This is a genomic window from Billgrantia saliphila (assembly GCF_002930105.1).
Taxonomy (GTDB): domain Bacteria; phylum Pseudomonadota; class Gammaproteobacteria; order Pseudomonadales; family Halomonadaceae; genus Halomonas; species Halomonas saliphila.
Genome location: NZ_PJRN01000011.1, coordinates 56,617 through 76,006, shown reverse-complemented (window position 1 = coordinate 76,006; position 19,390 = coordinate 56,617). Strand labels below are relative to the sequence as shown.

Annotated in this window: 18 protein-coding genes; 15 read left to right on the top strand and 3 right to left on the bottom strand. The window is 62.9% G+C overall.

Features of this window, described 5'->3' with window-relative positions; all coding sequences use genetic code 11:
- Window positions 1-19: 19 nt before the first annotated feature.
- The 12 genes from gorA (at window position 20) to CYJ07_RS13310 (ending at window position 10,395) form a co-directional block, all read left to right on the top strand.
- Window positions 20-1,381, top strand: coding sequence for a glutathione-disulfide reductase (gorA, locus tag CYJ07_RS13365; RefSeq protein WP_104204206.1), 1,362 nt, complete (start codon window positions 20-22; stop codon window positions 1,379-1,381).
- A gap of 262 nt (window positions 1,382-1,643) precedes the next feature.
- The gene (gene ectA, locus CYJ07_RS13360; protein ID WP_104204205.1) at window positions 1,644-2,222 is read left to right on the top strand and encodes a diaminobutyrate acetyltransferase; all 579 of its coding nucleotides are present in this window, start codon (window positions 1,644-1,646) and stop codon (window positions 2,220-2,222) included.
- 152 nt (window positions 2,223-2,374) lie between these two features.
- Window positions 2,375-3,640: a diaminobutyrate--2-oxoglutarate transaminase gene (gene ectB, locus CYJ07_RS13355; protein WP_104204204.1), complete on the top strand. Its 1,266-nt coding sequence runs from the start codon at window positions 2,375-2,377 to the stop codon at window positions 3,638-3,640.
- Between the two features lie 71 nt (window positions 3,641-3,711).
- Window positions 3,712-4,107, top strand: a complete 396-nt coding sequence (locus CYJ07_RS13350; protein ID WP_104204203.1) for an ectoine synthase — start codon at window positions 3,712-3,714, stop codon at window positions 4,105-4,107.
- A gap of 415 nt (window positions 4,108-4,522) precedes the next feature.
- On the top strand, window positions 4,523-5,377 hold the full coding sequence (locus tag CYJ07_RS13345) for an ATP-dependent zinc protease family protein (protein ID WP_104204202.1): 855 nt from the start codon (window positions 4,523-4,525) through the stop codon (window positions 5,375-5,377).
- 39 nt (window positions 5,378-5,416) lie between these two features.
- Window positions 5,417-6,922, top strand: a complete 1,506-nt coding sequence (locus tag CYJ07_RS13340) for an inactive transglutaminase family protein (RefSeq protein WP_104204201.1) — start codon at window positions 5,417-5,419, stop codon at window positions 6,920-6,922.
- A gap of 5 nt (window positions 6,923-6,927) precedes the next feature.
- Window positions 6,928-7,914, top strand: coding sequence for an alpha-L-glutamate ligase-like protein (locus CYJ07_RS13335; protein ID WP_197038366.1), 987 nt, complete (start codon window positions 6,928-6,930; stop codon window positions 7,912-7,914).
- Window positions 7,915-7,959: 45 nt separating this feature from the next.
- A complete protein-coding gene (locus CYJ07_RS13330; protein WP_104204199.1) occupies window positions 7,960-8,412 on the top strand; it encodes a transcriptional repressor in 453 nt (150 codons plus the stop codon).
- Between the two features lie 27 nt (window positions 8,413-8,439).
- Window positions 8,440-8,892: a phosphoribosyl-AMP cyclohydrolase gene (gene hisI, locus CYJ07_RS13325; RefSeq protein ID WP_104204198.1), complete on the top strand. Its 453-nt coding sequence runs from the start codon at window positions 8,440-8,442 to the stop codon at window positions 8,890-8,892.
- A 3-nt stretch (window positions 8,893-8,895) separates the two neighbouring features.
- The gene (yidD, locus tag CYJ07_RS13320) at window positions 8,896-9,234 is read left to right on the top strand and encodes a membrane protein insertion efficiency factor YidD (RefSeq protein WP_104204197.1); all 339 of its coding nucleotides are present in this window, start codon (window positions 8,896-8,898) and stop codon (window positions 9,232-9,234) included.
- Between the two features lie 102 nt (window positions 9,235-9,336).
- Window positions 9,337-9,918, top strand: a complete 582-nt coding sequence (locus tag CYJ07_RS13315; RefSeq protein WP_104204196.1) for a DJ-1/PfpI family protein — start codon at window positions 9,337-9,339, stop codon at window positions 9,916-9,918.
- A 69-nt stretch (window positions 9,919-9,987) separates the two neighbouring features.
- Window positions 9,988-10,395, top strand: a complete 408-nt coding sequence (locus CYJ07_RS13310) for a ribbon-helix-helix domain-containing protein (RefSeq protein ID WP_104204195.1) — start codon at window positions 9,988-9,990, stop codon at window positions 10,393-10,395.
- On the opposite strand, the gene CYJ07_RS13305 is transcribed toward CYJ07_RS13310, so the two are convergent.
- Window positions 10,359-10,790, bottom strand: coding sequence for a SufE family protein (locus CYJ07_RS13305; RefSeq protein WP_104204270.1), 432 nt, complete (start codon window positions 10,788-10,790; stop codon window positions 10,359-10,361). The genes CYJ07_RS13310 and CYJ07_RS13305 overlap by 37 nt on opposite strands.
- Window positions 10,791-10,819: 29 nt before the next feature.
- Entirely contained in the window at window positions 10,820-12,037 is a 1,218-nt protein-coding gene (locus CYJ07_RS13300; RefSeq protein ID WP_104204194.1) for a tyrosine-type recombinase/integrase, read from the bottom strand.
- 266 nt (window positions 12,038-12,303) lie between these two features.
- Here CYJ07_RS13300 and CYJ07_RS13295 point away from each other — a divergent pair, with 266 nt between their 5' ends.
- Window positions 12,304-13,347, top strand: a complete 1,044-nt coding sequence (locus CYJ07_RS13295; RefSeq protein ID WP_197038365.1) for a DNA-binding protein — start codon at window positions 12,304-12,306, stop codon at window positions 13,345-13,347.
- Between the two features lie 52 nt (window positions 13,348-13,399).
- Here CYJ07_RS13295 and nfuA read toward each other — a convergent pair whose 3' ends face one another.
- The gene (gene nfuA, locus CYJ07_RS13290; protein ID WP_104204192.1) at window positions 13,400-13,990 is read right to left on the bottom strand and encodes a Fe-S biogenesis protein NfuA; all 591 of its coding nucleotides are present in this window, start codon (window positions 13,988-13,990) and stop codon (window positions 13,400-13,402) included.
- A gap of 241 nt (window positions 13,991-14,231) precedes the next feature.
- Here nfuA and metH point away from each other — a divergent pair, with 241 nt between their 5' ends.
- Both metH and CYJ07_RS13280 read left to right on the top strand, forming a co-directional pair.
- On the top strand, window positions 14,232-17,945 hold the full coding sequence (metH, locus tag CYJ07_RS13285) for a methionine synthase (RefSeq protein ID WP_104204191.1): 3,714 nt from the start codon (window positions 14,232-14,234) through the stop codon (window positions 17,943-17,945).
- A 68-nt stretch (window positions 17,946-18,013) separates the two neighbouring features.
- Window positions 18,014-19,342: an MATE family efflux transporter gene (locus CYJ07_RS13280; protein WP_104204190.1), complete on the top strand. Its 1,329-nt coding sequence runs from the start codon at window positions 18,014-18,016 to the stop codon at window positions 19,340-19,342.
- The last annotated feature ends 48 nt before the right edge of the window (window positions 19,343-19,390 follow it).

Here is a 19,390-nt window from a genome sequence, read left to right as displayed (position 1 = left end):
GCGAGACAAGGAGAACTGTGTGTCAGATTTCGACTATGACCTCTTCGTCATTGGCGCCGGCTCCGGCGGGGTGCGCGCCGCACGCACCGCGGCGGCAACCGGGGCCCGGGTGGCGGTCGCCGAGGATCGCTACCTCGGGGGGACCTGCGTCAATGTGGGCTGCGTGCCCAAGAAACTCTACTCCTATGCGGCGCATTTTCATGACGCTTTCGAAGACGCAAGCGGATTCGGCTGGCATTTGCCGCAGCCACCGCGTTTCGATTGGCCGACGCTGCGCGATAACAAGACCCGCGAGATCAAGCGGCTCAACGATATCTACGGCCGGTTGCTGGATAACGCCGGGGTGCGGTTGATTCACGGGCGGGCGAGGGTAGTCGATGCCCATTGCGTCGAAGTGGACGGCGAGCGCTATCGTGCCGAGAAGATCCTGGTTGCGGTGGGCGGATGGCCCTGGGTGCCGGAATTCCCGGGGCGCGAGCATGCGGTGACGTCCAACGAAGTGTTCGATCTCGAACGGTTTCCGAAGCGCTTCCTGGTCCTCGGCGGTGGCTATATCGCGGTGGAGTTCGCCAGCATCTTCAATGGGCTCGGCAGCGAGACTCATCTGGTCTACCGGGGTGAGTTGTTCCTGCGAGGATTCGACCGCGAAGTGCGTGAATTCACGCGCGAGCAGATGGCAGCCAAGGGCGTCAACCTGCACTTCGAAACCAATATCGAGCGCATCGACGAGGTGGCCGGTGGCTTGCAGGTGGCGCTGACCAACGGCGAGACGCTTGAGGTGGATGCTGTCCTGGCGGCAACCGGGCGTCGGCCCAATCTGACCGGGGTGGGGCTCGATGCGCTGGAGGTGGCACTCAACCCCGATGGCACGCTCAAGGTCAACGAGCGCTTCGAGACGTCTGTCCCCTCCGTCCTCGCCCTTGGTGACGTCACGGGGGGACCGGAGCTGACGCCGGTGGCACTGGCCGAAGCCATGCACCTGGTCAACCAGCATTTCGGCGACGCGCCTCCTGCGGCGATGGATTATCGCAACATTGCCACGGCGGTGTTCTGTCACCCCAATATCGGCACCGTGGGTCTTTCGGAGGAGCAGGCGCGCGAGCAGTGCGAAGCGATCCGAGTCTATCGCACCGATTTCCGCCCTATGAAGCATACGCTGTCAGGAAGTGCCGAACGCTGCCTGATGAAGCTCATCGTCGATGACGCGAGCGATGTCGTGGTAGGGGCGCACATGGTGGGCGAAGAGGCCGGCGAGCTGATTCAGGGGATTGCCATTGCCGTGAAGGCCGGCCTGACCAAGGCGGACTTCGATGCCACCGTCGGAATTCACCCGACCGGTGCCGAGGAGTTCGTCACCATGCGTACCCCGTCGCGTACCTGATCGACTCTATTTCGTTCCATCCTACGGGCCGCCACAGAGGCGGCCCGCTGAGTTTCTGGCCGACGCTGATGGCTGTCTAGTCTAGACTTGTCGGTGAGTCGGCGACATGAAGCCGCTGACAGGGATGAGCGCTACGGGCGGCAGGGAAGCAACGAAGCATAATTTTTTGTTATGCAATCGTGGCGTAGTCATAATGCCTGTTTTGATTTGCTGGCAAGCCCTGTTATTATTCTGAGCAACATCGCTACAGCGAAGCCTTAACATGAACGTGACACAGCAGCCTTTTACTCCTTCCGCCGACCTGGCCCGCCCCAGCGTGGCCGATGCCGTAGTCGGCAGTGATGCGTCACCGCTGTTCATTCGTAAGCCCAACCCCGATGACGGTTGGGGAGTCTATGAATTGGTAAAGTCCTGCCCACCGCTGGATGTCAACTCCGCTTATGCCTACCTGTTGCTGGCCACGCAGTTTCGCGATACCTGCGCCGTGGCTACCAACGAGGAGGGCGAGATCGTCGGCTTTGTTTCCGGATACGTTAAGAGCAATGCGCCGGATACCTACTTCCTCTGGCAGGTTGCGGTCGGCGAGAAAGCGCGTGGCACCGGTTTGGCCCGCCGCCTGGTGGAAGCCGTCATGACCCGTCCCGAGCTCGACGAGGTCCACCATCTCGAAACTACCATCACGCCCGACAACCAGGCGTCGTGGGGGCTTTTTCGTCGCTTGGCCGATCGCTGGCAGGCCCCTCTCAACAGTCGCGAATACTTCTCTACGGATCAGCTCGGCGGTGAGCACGATCCCGAGAACCTCGTGCGCATCGGTCCCTTCGATACCCGCCGTATCTAGGGGTTTGTCCTCGAAGCCGTCGATCGATGAACTCCGGCCGGGCAGTATGCCCAGACTCTATTCGACGTAACGAATTGCAGGATGATCGAGTTCGTCGACCATCCGCACCCAGCCTACGCTTAATGTTTATGACAGCACGACAGGAGGTCACCATGCAGACCCAGACGCTTGAACGCTTGGAATCCAATGTTCGTACTTATTCACGCTCCTTCCCGGTGGTCTTCACCCAGGCCAAGAATGCGCGCCTGACCGACGAAGACGGTCGTGAATACATTGATTTCCTGGCCGGTGCCGGCACCCTCAACTACGGCCATAACAACCCGCACCTGAAGCAGGCACTGCTCGATTATCTCGACAGTGACGGTATCGTCCATGGTTTGGATTTCTGGACCGCCGCCAAGCGCGACTATCTGGAAACTCTCGAGGAGGTGATCCTCAAGCCGCGCGGGCTCGAGTACAAGGTGCATCTGCCTGGGCCGACCGGCACCAATGCCGTCGAGGCCGCCATTCGACTGGCACGCGTCGCCACGGGACGGCACAACATCGTCAGCTTCACCAACGGCTTTCATGGCGTCACCATGGGTGCGCTGGCGGCCACCGGCAACCGCAAGTTTCGCGAAGCCACGGGTGGTATTCCGCTCCAAGGCTCGGCCTTCATGCCTTATGACGGCTATCTCGGTGAGAATACCGACAGCCTCGATTATTTCGAGAAGCTGCTGGGCGACAATTCCAGCGGTCTCGACCTGCCTGCCGCGGTCATTGTCGAGACCGTGCAGGGCGAGGGCGGCATCAACGTGGCCGGTCTCGAATGGCTCAAACGCCTGGAAGGAATCTGCCGCGACAATGACATCCTGCTGATCATCGACGACATTCAGGCGGGCTGCGGCCGCACCGGCAAATTCTTCAGCTTCGAGCATGCCGGTATCAAGCCGGATATCGTGACCAACTCCAAGTCACTGTCGGGCTTTGGTCTACCGTTCGCTCACGTCCTGATGCGCCCCGATCTCGATAAGTGGAAGCCGGGTCAGTACAACGGCACCTTCCGTGGCTTCAATCTGGCCTTTGCCACCGCGACTGCCGCCATGCGACAGTACTGGCGGGACGATACCTTCGAGCGCGATGTCCTGCGCAAGGGCAGGGTGGTAGAGGATCGCTTCAAGAAGATCGCCGCCTGGATCAGCGAGCGGGGCACACCCGCCACCGAGCGGGGCCGCGGCCTGATGCGAGGCATCGACGTGGGCAATGGCGAGTTGGCCGATAAAATCACTGCCAAGGCCTTCGAGAAGGGCCTCGTGATCGAGACCAGTGGCCAGGCGAGCGAAGTAGTTAAATGCCTGTGCCCGCTGACCATTCCCGATGAGGATTTGCTCCAGGGCCTGGACATCCTCGAGGAGAGCGTCAAGGAAGTCGTCGCCTGACCGATGGTGACGCACCCACGGCCGGCTGTCGTGCAGCCGGCCAGACTATGGATCAAGTGGAGTGACGGAACATGATCGTTCGCAATCTCGAGGAAGCGCGCAAGACTGACCGCCTGGTCAAGTCGGAAAGCGGCACCTGGGACAGCACCCGCCTGGTGCTGGCCAACGACGGTGGTGGCTTCTCCTTCCACATCACGCGCATCTACGAAGGCACCGAGACGCATATTCATTACAAGCATCACTACGAATCGGTGTACTGCATTGAAGGCGAAGGTGAGGTGGAGACGCTGGCCGACGGCAAGATCTGGCCCATCAAGCCGGGCGACATCTATGTCCTCGACCAGCATGACGAGCATCTGCTGCGTGCTCACAAGACAATGCATTTAGCCTGCGTGTTCACGCCTCCGATCACCGGCAAGGAAGTGCATCGGGAAGACGGCTCGTATGCGCCGCCCGATGAGGGATGAGGTGTGATCCGGAGCTGTTCCGGCAATGATGCAACGAACCCCGGCCGAAAGCCGGGGTTCGTTTGCGTATATCGGATCGCTCCATGCCAAACCGATCGCATTGCTCAGAAGGAGGAATGTGCGTGGCCGCGCGACAGGTGCTCAGGAGGATGCAATGTCAGGCACACGGCCAACAGGGATGCGTCCGTCACCAGATGAAGACCCGCGTGGTCGGCATGCGAATGACGCAGCCTATGGATATGCCGTGAGTTCGCATAATGTATATTATGTTAAATCAACTCCTTGCTGCGGTGTTGGACAAGCGTGGCTTCGACTCCTTATCATCTCACGTCGTATTTTTGCGCGGCATCTGCGTCCGCGTTTCATCCTGTCCAGCTCTGCTAACCAATGTCCTTCCGGAGACCGTCGACCCATCATGCGATCGAGAACGCTATCCGCTCCCTTTCCCTGGTTGCTGGCTTCCCTGCTGCTCAGCGGATGCGCCCTTAGCCCCGGAGTCGACCGTGAAGCGGAGCCTACGCTCGACCCCAGTGCCTTCGAGACGCGCATCGACCAGCTCGAGCAACAGCTCGTCACACGCTGTGATCGTACCGATGCACGCCTCGATGAGCAGTCGCAACGCCAGGAAACCCTGCTAGCGGAATTCCGCGATGCCGGCGCCACGCTGCGCCATCTGCGCGCCGATATCGAGCGACTCGAGCAGCGCAGCGAAGACCCTGTCGTGGTGCCGGCCGAGTGCAACGAGCAGCTCGCCGAGAACCTGTCCAACAAGGCCATGGTTGGACGCTCCGAATGGATCGGCCTGCCGGATGTCGGTACCTACCTGCGAGCGCGGGTCGATTCGGGTGCCAACACCTCCTCGCTGTCGGCCACCGACATCACCCGCTTCGAGCGTGATGGCGAGGATTGGGTGCGTTTCAAGCTGGGCCTGAACGAGGATGACGTGATCGTCGAAGGCGTTCGCGATGAATGGATCGAGCGACCTATCGAGCGTCGGGTCCGCATCCTGCAAGCGGCGGGCAGTGAATCACGCCCGGTGGTGAGTCTGCTGATGACCCTGGGACCGATTCGCGAGCCGGTCGAATTTACCCTCAACGATCGCACGCACCTCAACTATCCCGTGCTGCTGGGGCGGCGCTTCTTGATGGATATCGCCCTGATCGATGTGGCTGAAGACTACATTCATCCGCGTCCCGAGTTTCCTGGCGGTCGGCCTGCCTCCGAAGCGGCACAGGACGAAATCAACGACCGGGACGAAGAGGAAGGCTAACGCCGAGCGTCCCCCGCTAGCCCCTTGCAAGGATGATTCATGTCGCGACTGCCCTTCTATATCATCGTGGGTCTGCTGTTGGTGCTGGGTATCGGCACGAGCCTGTACCGGCACATCCAGCTCGAAGTTCCCTGGACGCCAGGCGAGCAGCGTCAAATCTGGGAAGTCGAGGCGATCATCGACTTCACCGCCCTGGGTGAGCCCGTGCGGGTAGACTTCGCCCTGCCGTCGCATCAGCTTGGCTATCGCATTCTGACCGAAAACACGGCTTCTCCAGGCTATGGGCTCTCGTTCCTGCAGGACGAGTCCGGTCGTCGCGCGCAATGGTCGATCCGCCAGGCGACGGGCAGTCAGCAGCTCTACTATTCCGTTCGGCTGCAAGTCACCGAGGATACGCGCCGGCAGCAGGCCAACCGACCGGAGCTGCGCGAGGTCACTTGGGAGCGCCCCTACGACACCGCCGCCGCCCAGGTCATCGAACGCGCCTGGGCGCGTAGCGCCGATCCTTATACCTTCGCCCGCGAATTGATCCGAGACTTCAACGAGGAGCGTCAGAGCGAAAACACGCGCCTGCTGCTTACCCAGTTCGAACGCACTCCCCTACTCGTTCGCCTACTCAACCAGGCTGGCGTGCATGCCCGCGAGGTCAGCGGCTTGCAATTGGAAGACGGCCGTCGCCGACAGACCCTGGCGCCGTGGATCCAGGTCTTCGAGGATGAGGAAAACTGGGCGTTGTTCGATCCGAGGACCGGCACGCAGGGCCAGCCTGAGAACCTGCTGTTGTGGGAGGCTGGCGGACGCGCCGTGCTCGAGGTTCAGGGCGGGACCAACTCGCGGGTCACCTTCTCGATGCTGTCACGCAGCCAGCCGGCCGCCGCCGCGGTGCGCAGCCAACTGGCCGACGATACCCTGCTCAACTTCTCGATCCACAGCCTGCCACTCGAGGAACAGGCACTGTTCCAAACCATTCTGCTGATCCCCATCGGCGCTCTGGTCGTGGTATTCCTGCGCATCATGGTGGGTCTCAAGACTTCCGGCACCTTCATGCCGGTACTGATCGCACTGGCCTTTATTCAGACCAGCCTACCAACCGGGCTGATCGGTTTCCTGCTGGTCGTCTCCGTTGGCCTGGTGATCCGCAACTATCTTTCCTACCTCAATCTACTACTGGTGGCGCGAGTCTCGGCGGTCATCATCACGGTGATCGCCATCATCTCGATCTTTTCGGTACTGTCGTATCGGGTCGGACTCAACGCCGGGCTGACGATCACCTTCTTCCCGATGATCATTCTGGCCTGGACCATCGAGCGCATGTCGATACTGTGGGAAGAGGAAGGTCCCAAACAAGTCGTGATTCAGGGCGGTGGCAGCCTCATAACGGCGGTACTGGCGTACCTTGCCATGAACAATCCCTGGATTCGTCACATCACCTTCAATTTCCTGGGAGTGCAGCTCATCATCATGGCGCTGATCATGCTGCTGGGTAACTACACGGGTTATCGCCTGCTCGAGTTGAGGCGCTTCAAACCGGTCACCGAGGACTGAACATCATGTGGGTATGGCCAAGCCAGCTCAGGCAGCGCGGCATCATCGGCATGAACCGGCGCAACATTCGCTACATCGGTCGCTACAACAGACGCCATCTCTATCCGTTGGTCGACGATAAGCTGAAGACCAAGCTGCTCGCCGAGAAGCACGGCATTACCTCGCCGGCGCTGATCGGTACGGTATCCACCCAGTTCGAGATCAAGGGACTCGGTGAGATGATTTCCGGCCACGACGGTTTCGTCATCAAACCGGCCAAGGGCAGCGGTGGCAAGGGGATCCTGGTGATCGAGCGCGTCGACCAGGATGGCTTCCACAAGCCGAGCGGTGCTCGCCTGAGTCTGGAGGACCTGCATCGTCACGTCTCGAACATTCTGTCGGGGCTCTATTCGCTGGGGGGAGCGGCGGACGTGGCCATGGTCGAGGCGCTCATCAACTTCGACGAGAAGCTCTCCGAGTACACTTACGAGGGCGTACCGGACATTCGTGTGATCATCTTTCGCGGCTATCCGGTCATGGCCATGATGCGCCTCTCCACTGCAGCTTCCGACGGGAAGGCAAACCTGCACCAGGGTGCGGTTGGCGTGGGGCTCGATATCGCTACCGGTACGGCGGTGCGTGGCGTCCAGTTCGATCGGTCGCGACAGGATCATCCCGATACGGGACACGAGCTCGCCAGCCTGCGCATTCCGGACTGGACCAATCTGCTCAAGCTGGCCGCCGGTTGCTACGAGATGACCGGGCTCGGCTATCTGGGGACCGATATGGTGATCGACCGCAACCGCGGTCCCATGTTGCTGGAGCTCAATGCCCGTCCCGGTCTGGCGATCCAGATGGCGAACGGCGAGGGGCTGCGCCGTCGGCTGGACCTGGTGGAGAAGCAGCCCGAAGGTCTCGGGGTGAATGAGCGGGTTGCTTTCTCACAGCGCCACTTCGCCCGGCGAGGTGAGCTGCGCTCGCTCGACGAGCAGCCTGCGCTGGCCGCTACCTGACCCAACGCGTAGAATGGACGCAATTTCAGCCACGTCGGGTCGAACATGACCGATTCAAGCGTCCTGCTTGCGCAGGCCGAAAGACAATGCCAGCGCCGCGGGGTGCGTTTCACCCCGATCCGGCGACGAGTACTCGAGATGATCGCCACGGCAACTGGCGGTCTGAAGGCCTACGACCTGCTCGACCGTCTCGCCGTCGAGCACGCAGCGGCGCGACCGCCCACCGTTTATCGAGCGCTGGATTTTCTTATCGAGCAGGGGCTCGTGCATCGCATCGAGTCGCTCAACGCCTATGTCGCCTGCCCCTGCCCCGAACACGCCCACGGCTTTCAACTGCTGATCTGCCGTCACTGCGGCCGCGTCGAGGAACTCCACCTCGACGATGTCGACGCGCAGCTCATCACCCGGGCGCGCGAGCTGGGTTTTCGCGTCGAGCGCCAGACCATCGAGCTGCTGGGCAGCTGCGATGCCTGTCTGGGTGCCGCCGCCCAGGCCTGATACCGCAACGGAACGATGGAACCGACCATGGCCGACACCTTGAAGGAACTCGAGCGAGCACCGCGCGATGCGTGCGTACCCTTGAGACAAATCCTCGCTGCCGTACGCTTTAATGACGACGGTCTGATTCCCGCCATCGCTCAGCAGCACGACAGCGGCGAAGTGTTGATGATGGCCTGGATGAATCGCGAGGCGCTGGAAGAAACCCTGACGACCGGGCGGGTCTGCTACTGGTCGCGCTCGCGTGGCAAGCTATGGCGCAAGGGAGAGTCGTCCGGCCAGCAGCAGTACCTGCGCACGGCAAGCCTCGACTGTGACGGCGATACTCTGCTGCTGCAGGTGGAGCAAACAGGACCGGCGTGCCACACCGGCCGGCGCAGCTGCTTCTACATCGCACTGGAAGGCGAGTCGGCGCGCATTGCCAGCGAACCGCTTATCGATCCCGACACCCTCTATCGCCGGCCTTCGGACGAGGCCTGATCCATGACCCGACAGTCCTACTGGCTAGCCGATATCGGTCGTTGGGCCGGCCGTGGCCTGGGGCTGACGATGGTCGGCCTGGTCAGGCTCTATCAGTTCACGCTGAGCCCGCTGCTGGGGCCGCGCTGTCGCTTCTGGCCCAGCTGTTCGCACTACACCGCCGAGGCGATCCGTGTCCACGGCCCACTGCGCGGGGGCTGGCTGGGTGCCAGGCGGATCGTGCGTTGCCATCCGGGCAGCGATGGCGGCATTGATCCCGTGCCGGGCGGTCCGAGCGAGGCGCTTTGCCGTGAGGATCCCGAGCTCGACGAGCATTTTCGCTGCCATCGCGCCGATCGCTGAGTCAGGCGCAGCCTGTAGTAGCCCGCTACCACCCTCCTCCGCTCGTACCATGCCAGACTGAGCCGGCAGCCCAATCATAACGAGCCGACGAGGAGACATGTCATGCCCGCCAAGCGACTGCTCTTGCTGTGTGGCGATTTCGCCGAAGATTACGAAACCATGGTTCCTTTCCAGGCCCTCCAGGCCGTGGGGCATCGCGTCGACGCGGTCTGCCCCGACAAGCGGGCCGGTGACAGCATCGCCACAGCCATTCACGACTTCGAGGGCGACCAGACCTACAGCGAGAAGCCTGGGCACCGCTTCACTCTCAATGCCGATTTTACCGGCGTGGACCCGGCCGATTACGACGGTCTGGTGATAGTCGGAGGGCGCGCCCCGGAATACCTGCGACTCAACGAGCGTGTCATCGAGCTGGTGCGTCACTTCTTTACCGCCGACAAGCCGGTGGCGGCGATCTGTCACGGCGCCCAGCTGTTGGCTGCCGCTCGCGTGCTGGAGGGGCGTACCTGCTCGGCCTACCCAGCCTGCCGCCCCGAAGTGGAGCTGGCCGGCGGTCGCTATGCGGATATCGCCGTGGACGATGCCGTGACCGACGGCAAGTTGGTCACGGCTCCAGCCTGGCCGGCCCACCCGGCCTGGCTCGCTCAATTCCTGACCGTGCTGGACACTCGTATCGAGCTCTGAGCCGCCTTGCCCTGCCCCCTGTCCGGCGCCATGATTAAGGCGCCGGCAGGCCAGCAAGGAGGAACGAAGATGTGCAGGCTCTTTATCGACGCCGATCCGGATTATTGGGATCCCCAGACGCGCTCCATGCGCCTGGACGGTGTCTCGACCAGCGTTCGCCTGGAGCGCTTCTTCTGGGAAGTGCTCGAAGAGATCGGCCGGCGAGATGGTCTAGGCCTCAGCCGACTGGTGGCAAAGCTCTCGCGGGAGTGTGCCGAGGCGGGCCATGACGGGGACAACTTCGCCTCCTTCCTGCGCGTCTGTTGCGGTCGCTATCTGGCGCTGCAGCTGGTGGGGGATATCCCGACCTCCCGGGACGCCCCTATCGCCGGATTGGACGCCGAGGGCATCCTGGCACGCGAGCGCCGTCGGCATGCCGTCGCCCGCTCCTCCGGTCGGCGTCAGGCCGAGGCCGCTTCCTGCTCGGCGACCTCATAGATCTTGCCGAGCATGGCGTGTAACCCGTTGCTGCGTGTCGGCGAGAGGTGCTTGTCGAGCCCCAGGTCCTCGAGAAAATGCGGGCTGGTTTCGCGTATCTCGGCGGCCGGGCGATCGTTGAAGATACGCATCAGCACGGCGATCAGGCCGGAGACGATGGCGGCATCCGACACCGCGTCGAAGTGCAGTGCATCGCCCTCGCGCCGATGGTGCATCCAGACATTCGACTGGCAGCCCTGAATCTTGTGTTCGGGCGTCTTCCACTCGTCGGGAAACGGGGGCAATTGCTTGCCCATGTCGATGATGTACTGGTAGCGATCCATCCAGTTGTCGAACATCTCGAATTCTTCCTGCAGCGCCTGTTGCGCCTGCTCGGCCGTGGCTTCGGTCGTCATGGAGGCCTCCGTCGATTGTCGATGGAACATTATACCGACTCATCCGGGGCGGCGTCCGCTCCCGTGGGCAGGCCATGTACCGACAGCTGGCGATGCCACTCCTCATCTTCCGTGTGCAGGTAGCGCGCCGTGGTGTCCAGTCGCGAATGCCGCGCAGTGCTGGCGAGGTAGCGCAGCTCGACGCCGGCCTGGGCCTGGTGCGTGAGGGCGGTATGGCGTAGCCAATGGGGCGTGGCGGCACGCAATCGTGCCACCTGGGTCGCAGCCGCCTCTCCCGCTTCGGCTTCCAGGACATCCGCCGCCTGACGGAAGGTGTCACGAATCAGCCGATAGAGTTGATTGTCGCCCAGGGCACGCTGGCCATCCAGACGACGCAGCAGCGCGCCCGCCTCGCCGTATCGCGGCTCGGGCGGCAGGTCCAGGATCAGGCGCCAATCCCGCAGTAGGCGCATCAGATCCTCGGGCACCGGCACGCGAGCCGCCTTGTCGCCCTTCCCCACGACTTGCCACCACCAGCGCCCCTCCCGCTGATGAAAGTCGCCCATGCTCGCGTTGGCCATTTCGCCGATGCGCGGTGCCAACAAGTACGCGAAAGCGAAGAGCAGGCGGCGGCGCTGCCATACATAGCGCTTGCGGTGACTCGCTTGCGCCTCCACAGGACGTGCCAGCCACCGCCACAGCCATTCCCAGAGAGGCCGCTCCAGATAGCGCTCGATGCTAGGTTGTCGATTGTCGAGACGCCTACGCTTATCGCGCATCAGGCGGAACGGATTGTGTTCCACCCATCCTGCCTCCGCCAGCCAGGCGAACATGCCCTGCAGAATTACCAGGCTCTGTCGACGGCTGGCCGGGGACAGCGGCCCGCGAAATGGGCGCCAGTGCGGTGAGCTGCGTGGCCGTGACGGCCCTATCCAGGCGTGGCGCGGCGTCGGCGCGGCCAGGAACGCCTCGAAGGCGTCCAGGTCCTGGCGGCGGAGTTCCGCAAGCCCCCTGCCCTGGGCGGCCAGCCAGAGCAGCAAACGCTCAGCCTCGCGTCGATAGCTGCGCTGAGTCCTGGGACTGGACCGGTATTCGGCGAGCCAACGGGCCACGGCTTCGGCGTCGCTGCTGGCCTGGATACGTGACAGGACATTCGGCTTGCCAGTCGACACCGGGGGTAACGGTGCCGCGATGAGCCCTTCTTGCGCTGCCTGTGTGGGCGGCCCTGCCCTGCCCGGGCCGATTGCCGTATTGCTTTCGTCCGCCATGCTGTCTGTCACCGTCGCCCTCTGCTCTAGCTGCTCGTCTCAGTGTCGAGGCGTAGGCGGAAAAATTCAAGATAAGACGGGTAATCTTGAATTATTGGCCTGTTGCGTTACATGTATTACGTAATTACATATAATGTAATTTCCTTTCGCCGTTCTCCGAAAGCCGCTATCCTTGGCAAGTCGGCGGGGCGCATGGAACAGGAACAACAAGCGACGCCTGCCGCGTGATGCAAGGAGCAGCCGCCACATCACCCAAGGAGACCGTCATGGCACGCAGCGGTGTGCAGTACGAGGATGTCCAGCGGGCTATCGATGCCCTGCTGGCCAAGGGGGAAGCGCCCAGCGTTCAGAAAATTCGCGAGATACTGGGGACCGGCAGCTTCACCACTATCAGCGACCACCTGAGAGAGTGGCGCTGCCAGCGCGAGCGCAACCGCGACCTTCCCGCATCCCAGGCGATGCCCGAGCCGGTGCTGCAACTGGCGGAAGGCCTCTGGCAGCGGGCTCGGGAGTCGGCCGCCGAGACGTTGGCCGGCTACCGCGAAGAGGCCGATCGTCGCGTCGCCGAGGCTCAGGCCGCCATGCAGGAGGCCCAGCGTCAGGTCGAGGATGCGGAACAACGTGAAGCCGCCCTTTCCGCCCACCTGGCGGGCACCGAACAACGCCTGGAATCGCGCAGTGCGGCGCTGGCCCGGGTCGAAAGCGAGCGCGACCAGGCTCTAGAGCGCTCGCGCCAGTTCGAGGAGCGCCTGGCTCGTAGCCTGCAGCAGCTCGACAAGTTGCAGAAGGAGAGCGAGCAGCAGGCCCAGGCACATCACCAGGCGCTGGCAGAACGCGATGCCCAGCACTTGGCGCGACTCAACCAGGAGGAGCAGCGCCATGAAGCCGCCGAGGCGCGACTCATGGGGCTGCTCGACGAGGCGCGACAAGAGCGCTTGTCGGCGGAGAAACGCCATGCCGCGACCTTGCAGCAGTCGGAGAAACGTCAGGAAAACATGCAGCTCCAGTTGCGCGAGACTCAGAACGCGCTGGCTCGGGAGGAAAAGCAGCATCGCGAGACCCAGTGGGCCCGAAGCCGCGCCGAGGAGCGCATCGACACTTTGCGTCACGAGCAGTCGTTGCTGCAGGCGCGTATCGAGGATCAGAAACGTCATCTCGACGAGCAGGCCGCCCGTCTGCGTACGCTCGAATCGGAGCTGTTGCGCCGCACTTGGATGACGGAGGACGAGGCACGGACGGTACGTCGCGCCGAAGAGGGGACCAGAACGAGGGAGGACTCCGAACTGGAGTCCTCAGAAGATCATCGCTGAAGCGAGCCCGCTCGCCGCTGTCGCGGCGAGCGGGCTCGCGGCCCATCAGCAATCAGCGATAATAGGCGTTGGTGGTGTCGGTGTGATCGGTCACGTCGCGAATGCCCGCCAACTCGGGGATACGTTCCATCAAGGTTTTCTCAACCCCTTCCTTTAGCGTGAGGTCGACCGCCGCACAGCCCTGGCAGCCGCCGCCGAACGCCAGTATCGCCACCTGATCCTCGGTCAGCTCGACCAGCTTGATTTCGCCGCCATGGGCTGCAAGACCGGGGTTGATCTCACTGTAGAGGATATAGTTGACACGATCCTCGATCGGACTGTCGGCGTTGACCTTGGGCATCTTGGCATTGGGCGCCTTGATGGTGAGCTGCCCCCCCATACGGTCGGCATTGAAGTCGACGACCGCCTCCTCGAGGAAGGGAATGCTGTGCTTGTCGACGAAGACGGCGATCTTCTCCAGCTCCAGCTTCTCGTCGCTCGGTTCTTCTTCGCCGGGCCGGCAGTAGGCCAGGCAGGTCTCGGCATAGGGCGTGCCGGGCTGGGTAATGAAGATGCGCACCGCGATACCTTCGACGTTCTGCTTCTCGAGCAGCTCGGCAAGGTAATCCTGGGCGCTGTCGGTAATCCGGATGATCTCGCTCATGGTGTTCTCGCTGGTCGGGCCGCCGCCCCGCCGGGCATGGCCATAAGTGACATGCCAACATGGTAAGCAAATCCGTGGCGCGAGACAATCCCGACTGTTTTGGTCGGTTTTTGATCGCCCCTGCCCTCAAGCGCTTGCTTTTGCTACCATGGACGGTCCAAACGACCGCCCGAATAAGATGCCACAAGGCGCCGCTGCGGTTATACCCTGGACGTGACTTCGCTGGAGACCGACCCGACCCATGGCCGCCCTACCCTCTGCACTGACCGCCACTCTCACCGAGCGTCTTGGCGAGCGCATCCTGATGCTGGATGGCGGCATGGGTACCATGTTGCAGAATGCCCGGCTCGACGAAGCCGACTTTCGCGGCGAACGCTTCCGAGACTGGCCCTCCGAGCTCAAGGGCAACAACGACCTGCTGGCCTTGACGCGCCCCGACCTTGTCACGCGCATTCATCGCGACTATCTCGAGGCCGGCGCAGACATCGTCGAGACCAATACCTTCAACAGCACTCGGCTCTCCCAGTCCGACTACGGCATGGAGGAGCTGGTCCCCGAGCTCAATCGCGAGTCGGCGCGCCTGGCGCGCGAAGTGTGCGACGCGGTGGCGGCCGAGACCGGCATACCGCGCTATGTGGCCGGCGTGCTGGGGCCGACCTCGCGTACCGCTTCACTATCTCCCGACGTCAACGACCCGGCCAAGCGCAACGTCACCTTCGACCAGCTCCGCGAGAACTACTACGAGGCGGCCGAGGCGCTGATCGAAGGTGGTGCCGACCTGATCCTGATCGAGACGATTTTCGATACGCTCAACGCCAAGGCGGCAATCTTCGCCTTGGAGGAGTTGTTCGCCAACCGCGGCGAACGTTTGCCGGTGATGATCTCGGGTACCATTACCGACGCCTCCGGACGCACCCTTTCCGGCCAGACCACCGAGGCGTTCTGGAACTCCGTGCGCCATGCTCGGCCGCTCTCCATCGGCCTCAATTGCGCGCTGGGGGCCGAGGAGTTGCGCCCCTACCTCGAGGAACTCGCCACCAAGGCGGATACTTTCGTCTCCGCACACCCCAACGCCGGACTGCCCAATGAATTCGGCGAGTACGATCAGACCCCCGAGGAGATGGCCGCCATTGTCGCCGAGTTCGCCGAGAGCGGCCTGGTCAACATCATTGGCGGCTGCTGCGGCTCGACGCCTGAGCACATCGCGGCGATCCACGCCGCCATCCATGGCCTGTCTCCGCGCCAGGTTCCCGAGCGCCCCCGCGCCTGCCGTCTGTCGGGATTGGAGCCCTTCAACATCGAGAAGGACTCGCTGTTCGTAAACGTCGGCGAGCGCACCAACGTCACCGGATCGGCGCGCTTCAAGCGGCTGATCGTCGAGGAGGATTACACCACCGCGCTGGAGGTGGCGCTGGAGCAGGTGGAGAACGGCGCTCAGGTGATCGACATCAACATGGACGAGGGCATGCTCGAGTCCGAGGAGGCGATGGTGCGCTTCCTGAACCTGATCGCCGGCGAGCCCGACATTGCCCGGGTGCCGATCATGATCGACTCCTCCAAATGGGAGATCATCGAGGCCGGGCTCAAGTGCGTACAGGGCAAGGCGGTGGTCAACTCCATTTCGCTCAAGGAGGGCGAGGAGGCTTTTCGCGAGCAGGCGACACTGTGCCATCGCTACGGAGCCGCCGTGGTGGTCATGGCGTTCGACGAGGCCGGTCAGGCCGACACCTTCGCGCGCAAGACGGAGATCTGTCAGCGCGCCTATAACCTGCTGGTGGAGGAGATCGGCTTTCCACCGGAAGATATCATCTTTGATCCCAATATCTTCGCCATTGCCACCGGCATCGAGGAGCACGACAACTATGCGGTGGACTTCATCGAGGCCACCCGCTGGATTCGCGAGCATCTGCCCCACGCCATGGTGTCGGGCGGGGTCTCCAACGTATCGTTCTCCTTCCGTGGCAACAACCCGGTACGCGAGGCCATCCACTCGGTCTTCCTGTATCACGCGATCCGCGCCGGTCTGACGATGGGTATCGTCAATGCCGGCCAGCTCGCGGTCTATGACGACCTTCCCGAAGAGCTGCGCGAGGCGGTCGAGGACGTCGTGCTCAATCGGCGTGCCGATGGCACCGAGCGTCTGGTCGATCTGGCCGAGAAATACAAGGGCGATGGCAGCAGTGCGGCCAAGAAGGAGGACCTCGAGTGGCGCAGTTGGGAGGTGGAGAAGCGCATCGAGCACGCCCTGGTCAAGGGCATCACCACTTTCATCGAGGAGGATACGGAGCTTGCCCGCCAGCGGGCAAACCGTCCCATCGAGGTGATAGAAGGCCCACTGATGGACGGCATGAACGTGGTCGGCGACCTGTTCGGCGCCGGCAAGATGTTCCTGCCCCAGGTGGTCAAGTCGGCGCGTGTCATGAAGCAGGCGGTGGCCTACCTCATCCCCTTCATCGAGGCCGAGAAGAGCGAGCTCGCTGTGGAAGATCAGCAGGCCAAGGGCAAGATCGTCATGGCCACGGTCAAGGGTGACGTGCACGACATCGGCAAGAACATCGTCGGCGTGGTCTTGCAGTGCAACAACTACGACGTGGTCGACCTCGGCGTGATGGTGCCAGCCGAGAAGATTCTGCAGACGGCACGCGAGGAGAACGCCGACATCATCGGTCTCTCGGGTCTCATCACCCCCTCGCTGGACGAGATGGTCCACGTGGCCAAGGAGATGAAGCGACAGGGCTTCAAGCTGCCGCTGCTGATCGGCGGCGCTACCACCTCCAAGGCGCACACGGCGGTGAAAGTCGAGCCTCAGTACGACGAGCCGGTGATCTACGTCACTGACGCATCGCGGGCAGTGGGCGTGGCGGGAAAGCTGCTTTCAGCCACGCTCAAGCCCGCTTATGTGGCCGAGATCAAGGCTGAGTACGAGCAGGTGCGTGATCGCAATGCCAAGCGTCGCCCGAAGGCGGCCGATCTGAGCTATGCCGAGGCGCGTCAGCGCAAGCTGCCCATCGACTGGGAGGGCTATACACCGCCCAAGCCCGCCCTCTCGGGGCTCAAGGTGTTCGAGAGCTATGACATCGAGGAGCTGCTCGAGCGCATCGACTGGACGCCCTTCTTCATGAGCTGGGAACTGGCGGGCAAGTACCCCAAGATTCTCGACGATGCCGTGGTCGGCGAAGCGGCACGCAGTCTGTTCGCCGACGCCCGGCAGATGCTGCGCAAGCTGATCGACGAGCGGCACATCGAAGCGCGCGGCGTGATCGGCCTGTGGCCGGCCAACAGTGTCGATGACGACGTCATCGAGGTGTATGCCGACGAATCGCGCAGCGAGGTGATCGAGCACCTTCACCACATACGTCAGCAGACCACCAAGAACCGAGACGGGATCTGCTATAGCCTGGCCGATTTCATCGCACCCAAGGAGAGAGGCAGGCCCGACTGGATCGGTGGTTTCGCGGTGACCACTGGACACGGCGTCGAAGCCTTGGCCGAGCGCTACAAGGCTGCCGGCGACGACTACAGCGCCATCATGGTCCAGGCCTTGACCGACCGTCTGGCGGAGGCATTCGCCGAGCGCATGCACGAGCGCGTACGCAAGGAGTTCTGGGGTTACGTTCCCGACGAGACGCTCGACAACGACGCGCTTATCGCGGAGAAGTACCAGGGTATCCGGCCGGCGCCGGGCTATCCCGCCTGCCCCGACCATACCGAGAAGCGCACGCTGTTCCGGCTGCTGGCGGCCACCGAGAATGCCGGCATCGAGCTGACTGAGAGCTTCGCCATGTGGCCGGCAGCGGCAGTGTCGGGATGGTATTTCTCCCATCCCCAATCGAAGTACTTCTCGACCGGCAAGATCACCCGCGATCAGGTCGAAGCACTGGCCGAGCGCAAGGGTATGAGCCTCGAAGAGATGGAGCGTTGGCTGTCGCCGGTGCTCTCCTACGATCCGAGCTGACTCGCTTGTCCAGGCGCGACCGCCCGTGCCGCTGGCGCGGGCTTCCTTTCCCATGTGAAACCTGACGGATGCTGCCCGACTCGATCCGCCGCCAGAGAATCCTGCGCCTTGCCGTGCCGATCATCGCGGCCATGGTGACCCAGAGCCTGATCAATCTGATCGACGCCGCACTGGTCGGCTCGCTCGGCGAGGTCCCCCTGGCCGGCGTAGGTGTCGGCGGCTACGCCATGTTTCTGGTCACTGCGCTGGTATTCGGACTCTCCTCCGGCGTTCAGGCGCAGACCGCCCGACGCCACGGCGAGCAGGTCTGGCATCTACGCGCGATGCCGCTCAATGCCGGGCTGGCGATCGCCCTGCTGGTATCGCTGCCGGTCACGCTGCTATGCCTATGGCAGGCGCCGTCGCTGCTGGGACTGATCAACTCGACGGTGGACGTCAATGCCCAGGCGGTGAACTACTTTCGCTGGCGGGTGCTGTCGCTGGCTGCCGTAGCGATGATCTTCTGCTTTCGCGGCTACTGGAACGGTATCCAACAGAGCGGTCACTACCTGCGCATCATGCTGTTGATGCATGCCATCAACGTGGTGACGAGTATCTGTCTGATATTCGGCTACCTGGGGCTGCCCACGATGGGGGCCGCCGGTGCTGGCGCCGGTACCAGCCTCTCGCTGTTCGCCGGCCTGCTGCTATGGGCCCGGATCAGCGTTCGCCATGCCGTGCCCAGCGGGTTCCTGGCAGCCCTTCCGCGCCGGGCGACTCTTGCCGCGACGCTACGGTTGGCCACCCCCCACTCCTTCCAGCAGCTCTGGTTCGCCGCCGGTTATGCAGCGCTGTTCTGGATTCTGGGACAGATTGATACCGCCAGCGTCGCGGTGGGTCACGTACTGGTCAACCTCTCGCTACTATTGATTCTACCCGGCGTCGGCCTCGGCATGGCCGCCATGAGCCTGGTGGGTCAGTCGCTCGGCCGGCAGGCACACGGGGAAGCCCACCGCTGGGGCTGGGACGTGGTGCGCTTGGCCTGGCTCTGCCTGGCGGTGCTGGCGCTCCCCATGACGCTGCTGCCCAATCAGGTGCTGGGGCTGTTCCTGCATGACCCGAACCTGATAGCCTTCGCCCGGCTGCCGCTGCAATTGACCGCCGTCATGATCGTGCTCGATGCCGCTGCCCTGGTACTGGGTCAGGCCCTGCTCGGTGCGGGTGCCAATCGCACCGTGATGACCACGACACTGACCCTGCAGTGGCTGGTGTTCCTGCCACTCGCCTGGTGGGTCGGGGTGAAGCTCGGTCATGGACTGGTGGGCATCTGGTGGGTGCAGCTTGGCTATCGGGCTCTCAACTCGGCATGGTTCGCGCTGATCTGGCAGCGGCGGCAGTGGCTGCAGCTTCAGGTCTAGCGAGATGATGGGCTTGACGCCTTATATGTCTTTTCGTATAAAAAATAT

Bases quoted from the DNA above. Each gene is read 5' to 3' on its own strand.
- ectA (WP_104204205.1), top strand. From the start codon at position 1,644: ATGAACGTGACACAGCAGCCTTTTACTCCTTCCGCCGACCTGGCCCGC.
- ectB (WP_104204204.1), top strand. From the start codon at position 2,375: ATGCAGACCCAGACGCTTGAACGCTTGGAATCCAATGTTCGTACTTAT.
- CYJ07_RS13350 (WP_104204203.1), top strand. From the start codon at position 3,712: ATGATCGTTCGCAATCTCGAGGAAGCGCGCAAGACTGACCGCCTGGTC.
- CYJ07_RS13345 (WP_104204202.1), top strand. From the start codon at position 4,523: ATGCGATCGAGAACGCTATCCGCTCCCTTTCCCTGGTTGCTGGCTTCC.
- CYJ07_RS13340 (WP_104204201.1), top strand. From the start codon at position 5,417: ATGTCGCGACTGCCCTTCTATATCATCGTGGGTCTGCTGTTGGTGCTG.
- CYJ07_RS13335 (WP_197038366.1), top strand. From the start codon at position 6,928: ATGTGGGTATGGCCAAGCCAGCTCAGGCAGCGCGGCATCATCGGCATG.
- CYJ07_RS13330 (WP_104204199.1), top strand. From the start codon at position 7,960: ATGACCGATTCAAGCGTCCTGCTTGCGCAGGCCGAAAGACAATGCCAG.
- hisI (WP_104204198.1), top strand. From the start codon at position 8,440: ATGGCCGACACCTTGAAGGAACTCGAGCGAGCACCGCGCGATGCGTGC.
- yidD (WP_104204197.1), top strand. From the start codon at position 8,896: ATGACCCGACAGTCCTACTGGCTAGCCGATATCGGTCGTTGGGCCGGC.
- CYJ07_RS13315 (WP_104204196.1), top strand. From the start codon at position 9,337: ATGCCCGCCAAGCGACTGCTCTTGCTGTGTGGCGATTTCGCCGAAGAT.
- CYJ07_RS13310 (WP_104204195.1), top strand. From the start codon at position 9,988: ATGTGCAGGCTCTTTATCGACGCCGATCCGGATTATTGGGATCCCCAG.
- CYJ07_RS13305 (WP_104204270.1), bottom strand. From the start codon at position 10,790: ATGACGACCGAAGCCACGGCCGAGCAGGCGCAACAGGCGCTGCAGGAA.
- CYJ07_RS13300 (WP_104204194.1), bottom strand. From the start codon at position 12,037: ATGGCGGACGAAAGCAATACGGCAATCGGCCCGGGCAGGGCAGGGCCG.
- CYJ07_RS13295 (WP_197038365.1), top strand. From the start codon at position 12,304: ATGGCACGCAGCGGTGTGCAGTACGAGGATGTCCAGCGGGCTATCGAT.
- nfuA (WP_104204192.1), bottom strand. From the start codon at position 13,990: ATGAGCGAGATCATCCGGATTACCGACAGCGCCCAGGATTACCTTGCC.
- metH (WP_104204191.1), top strand. From the start codon at position 14,232: ATGGCCGCCCTACCCTCTGCACTGACCGCCACTCTCACCGAGCGTCTT.
- CYJ07_RS13280 (WP_104204190.1), top strand. From the start codon at position 18,014: ATGCTGCCCGACTCGATCCGCCGCCAGAGAATCCTGCGCCTTGCCGTG.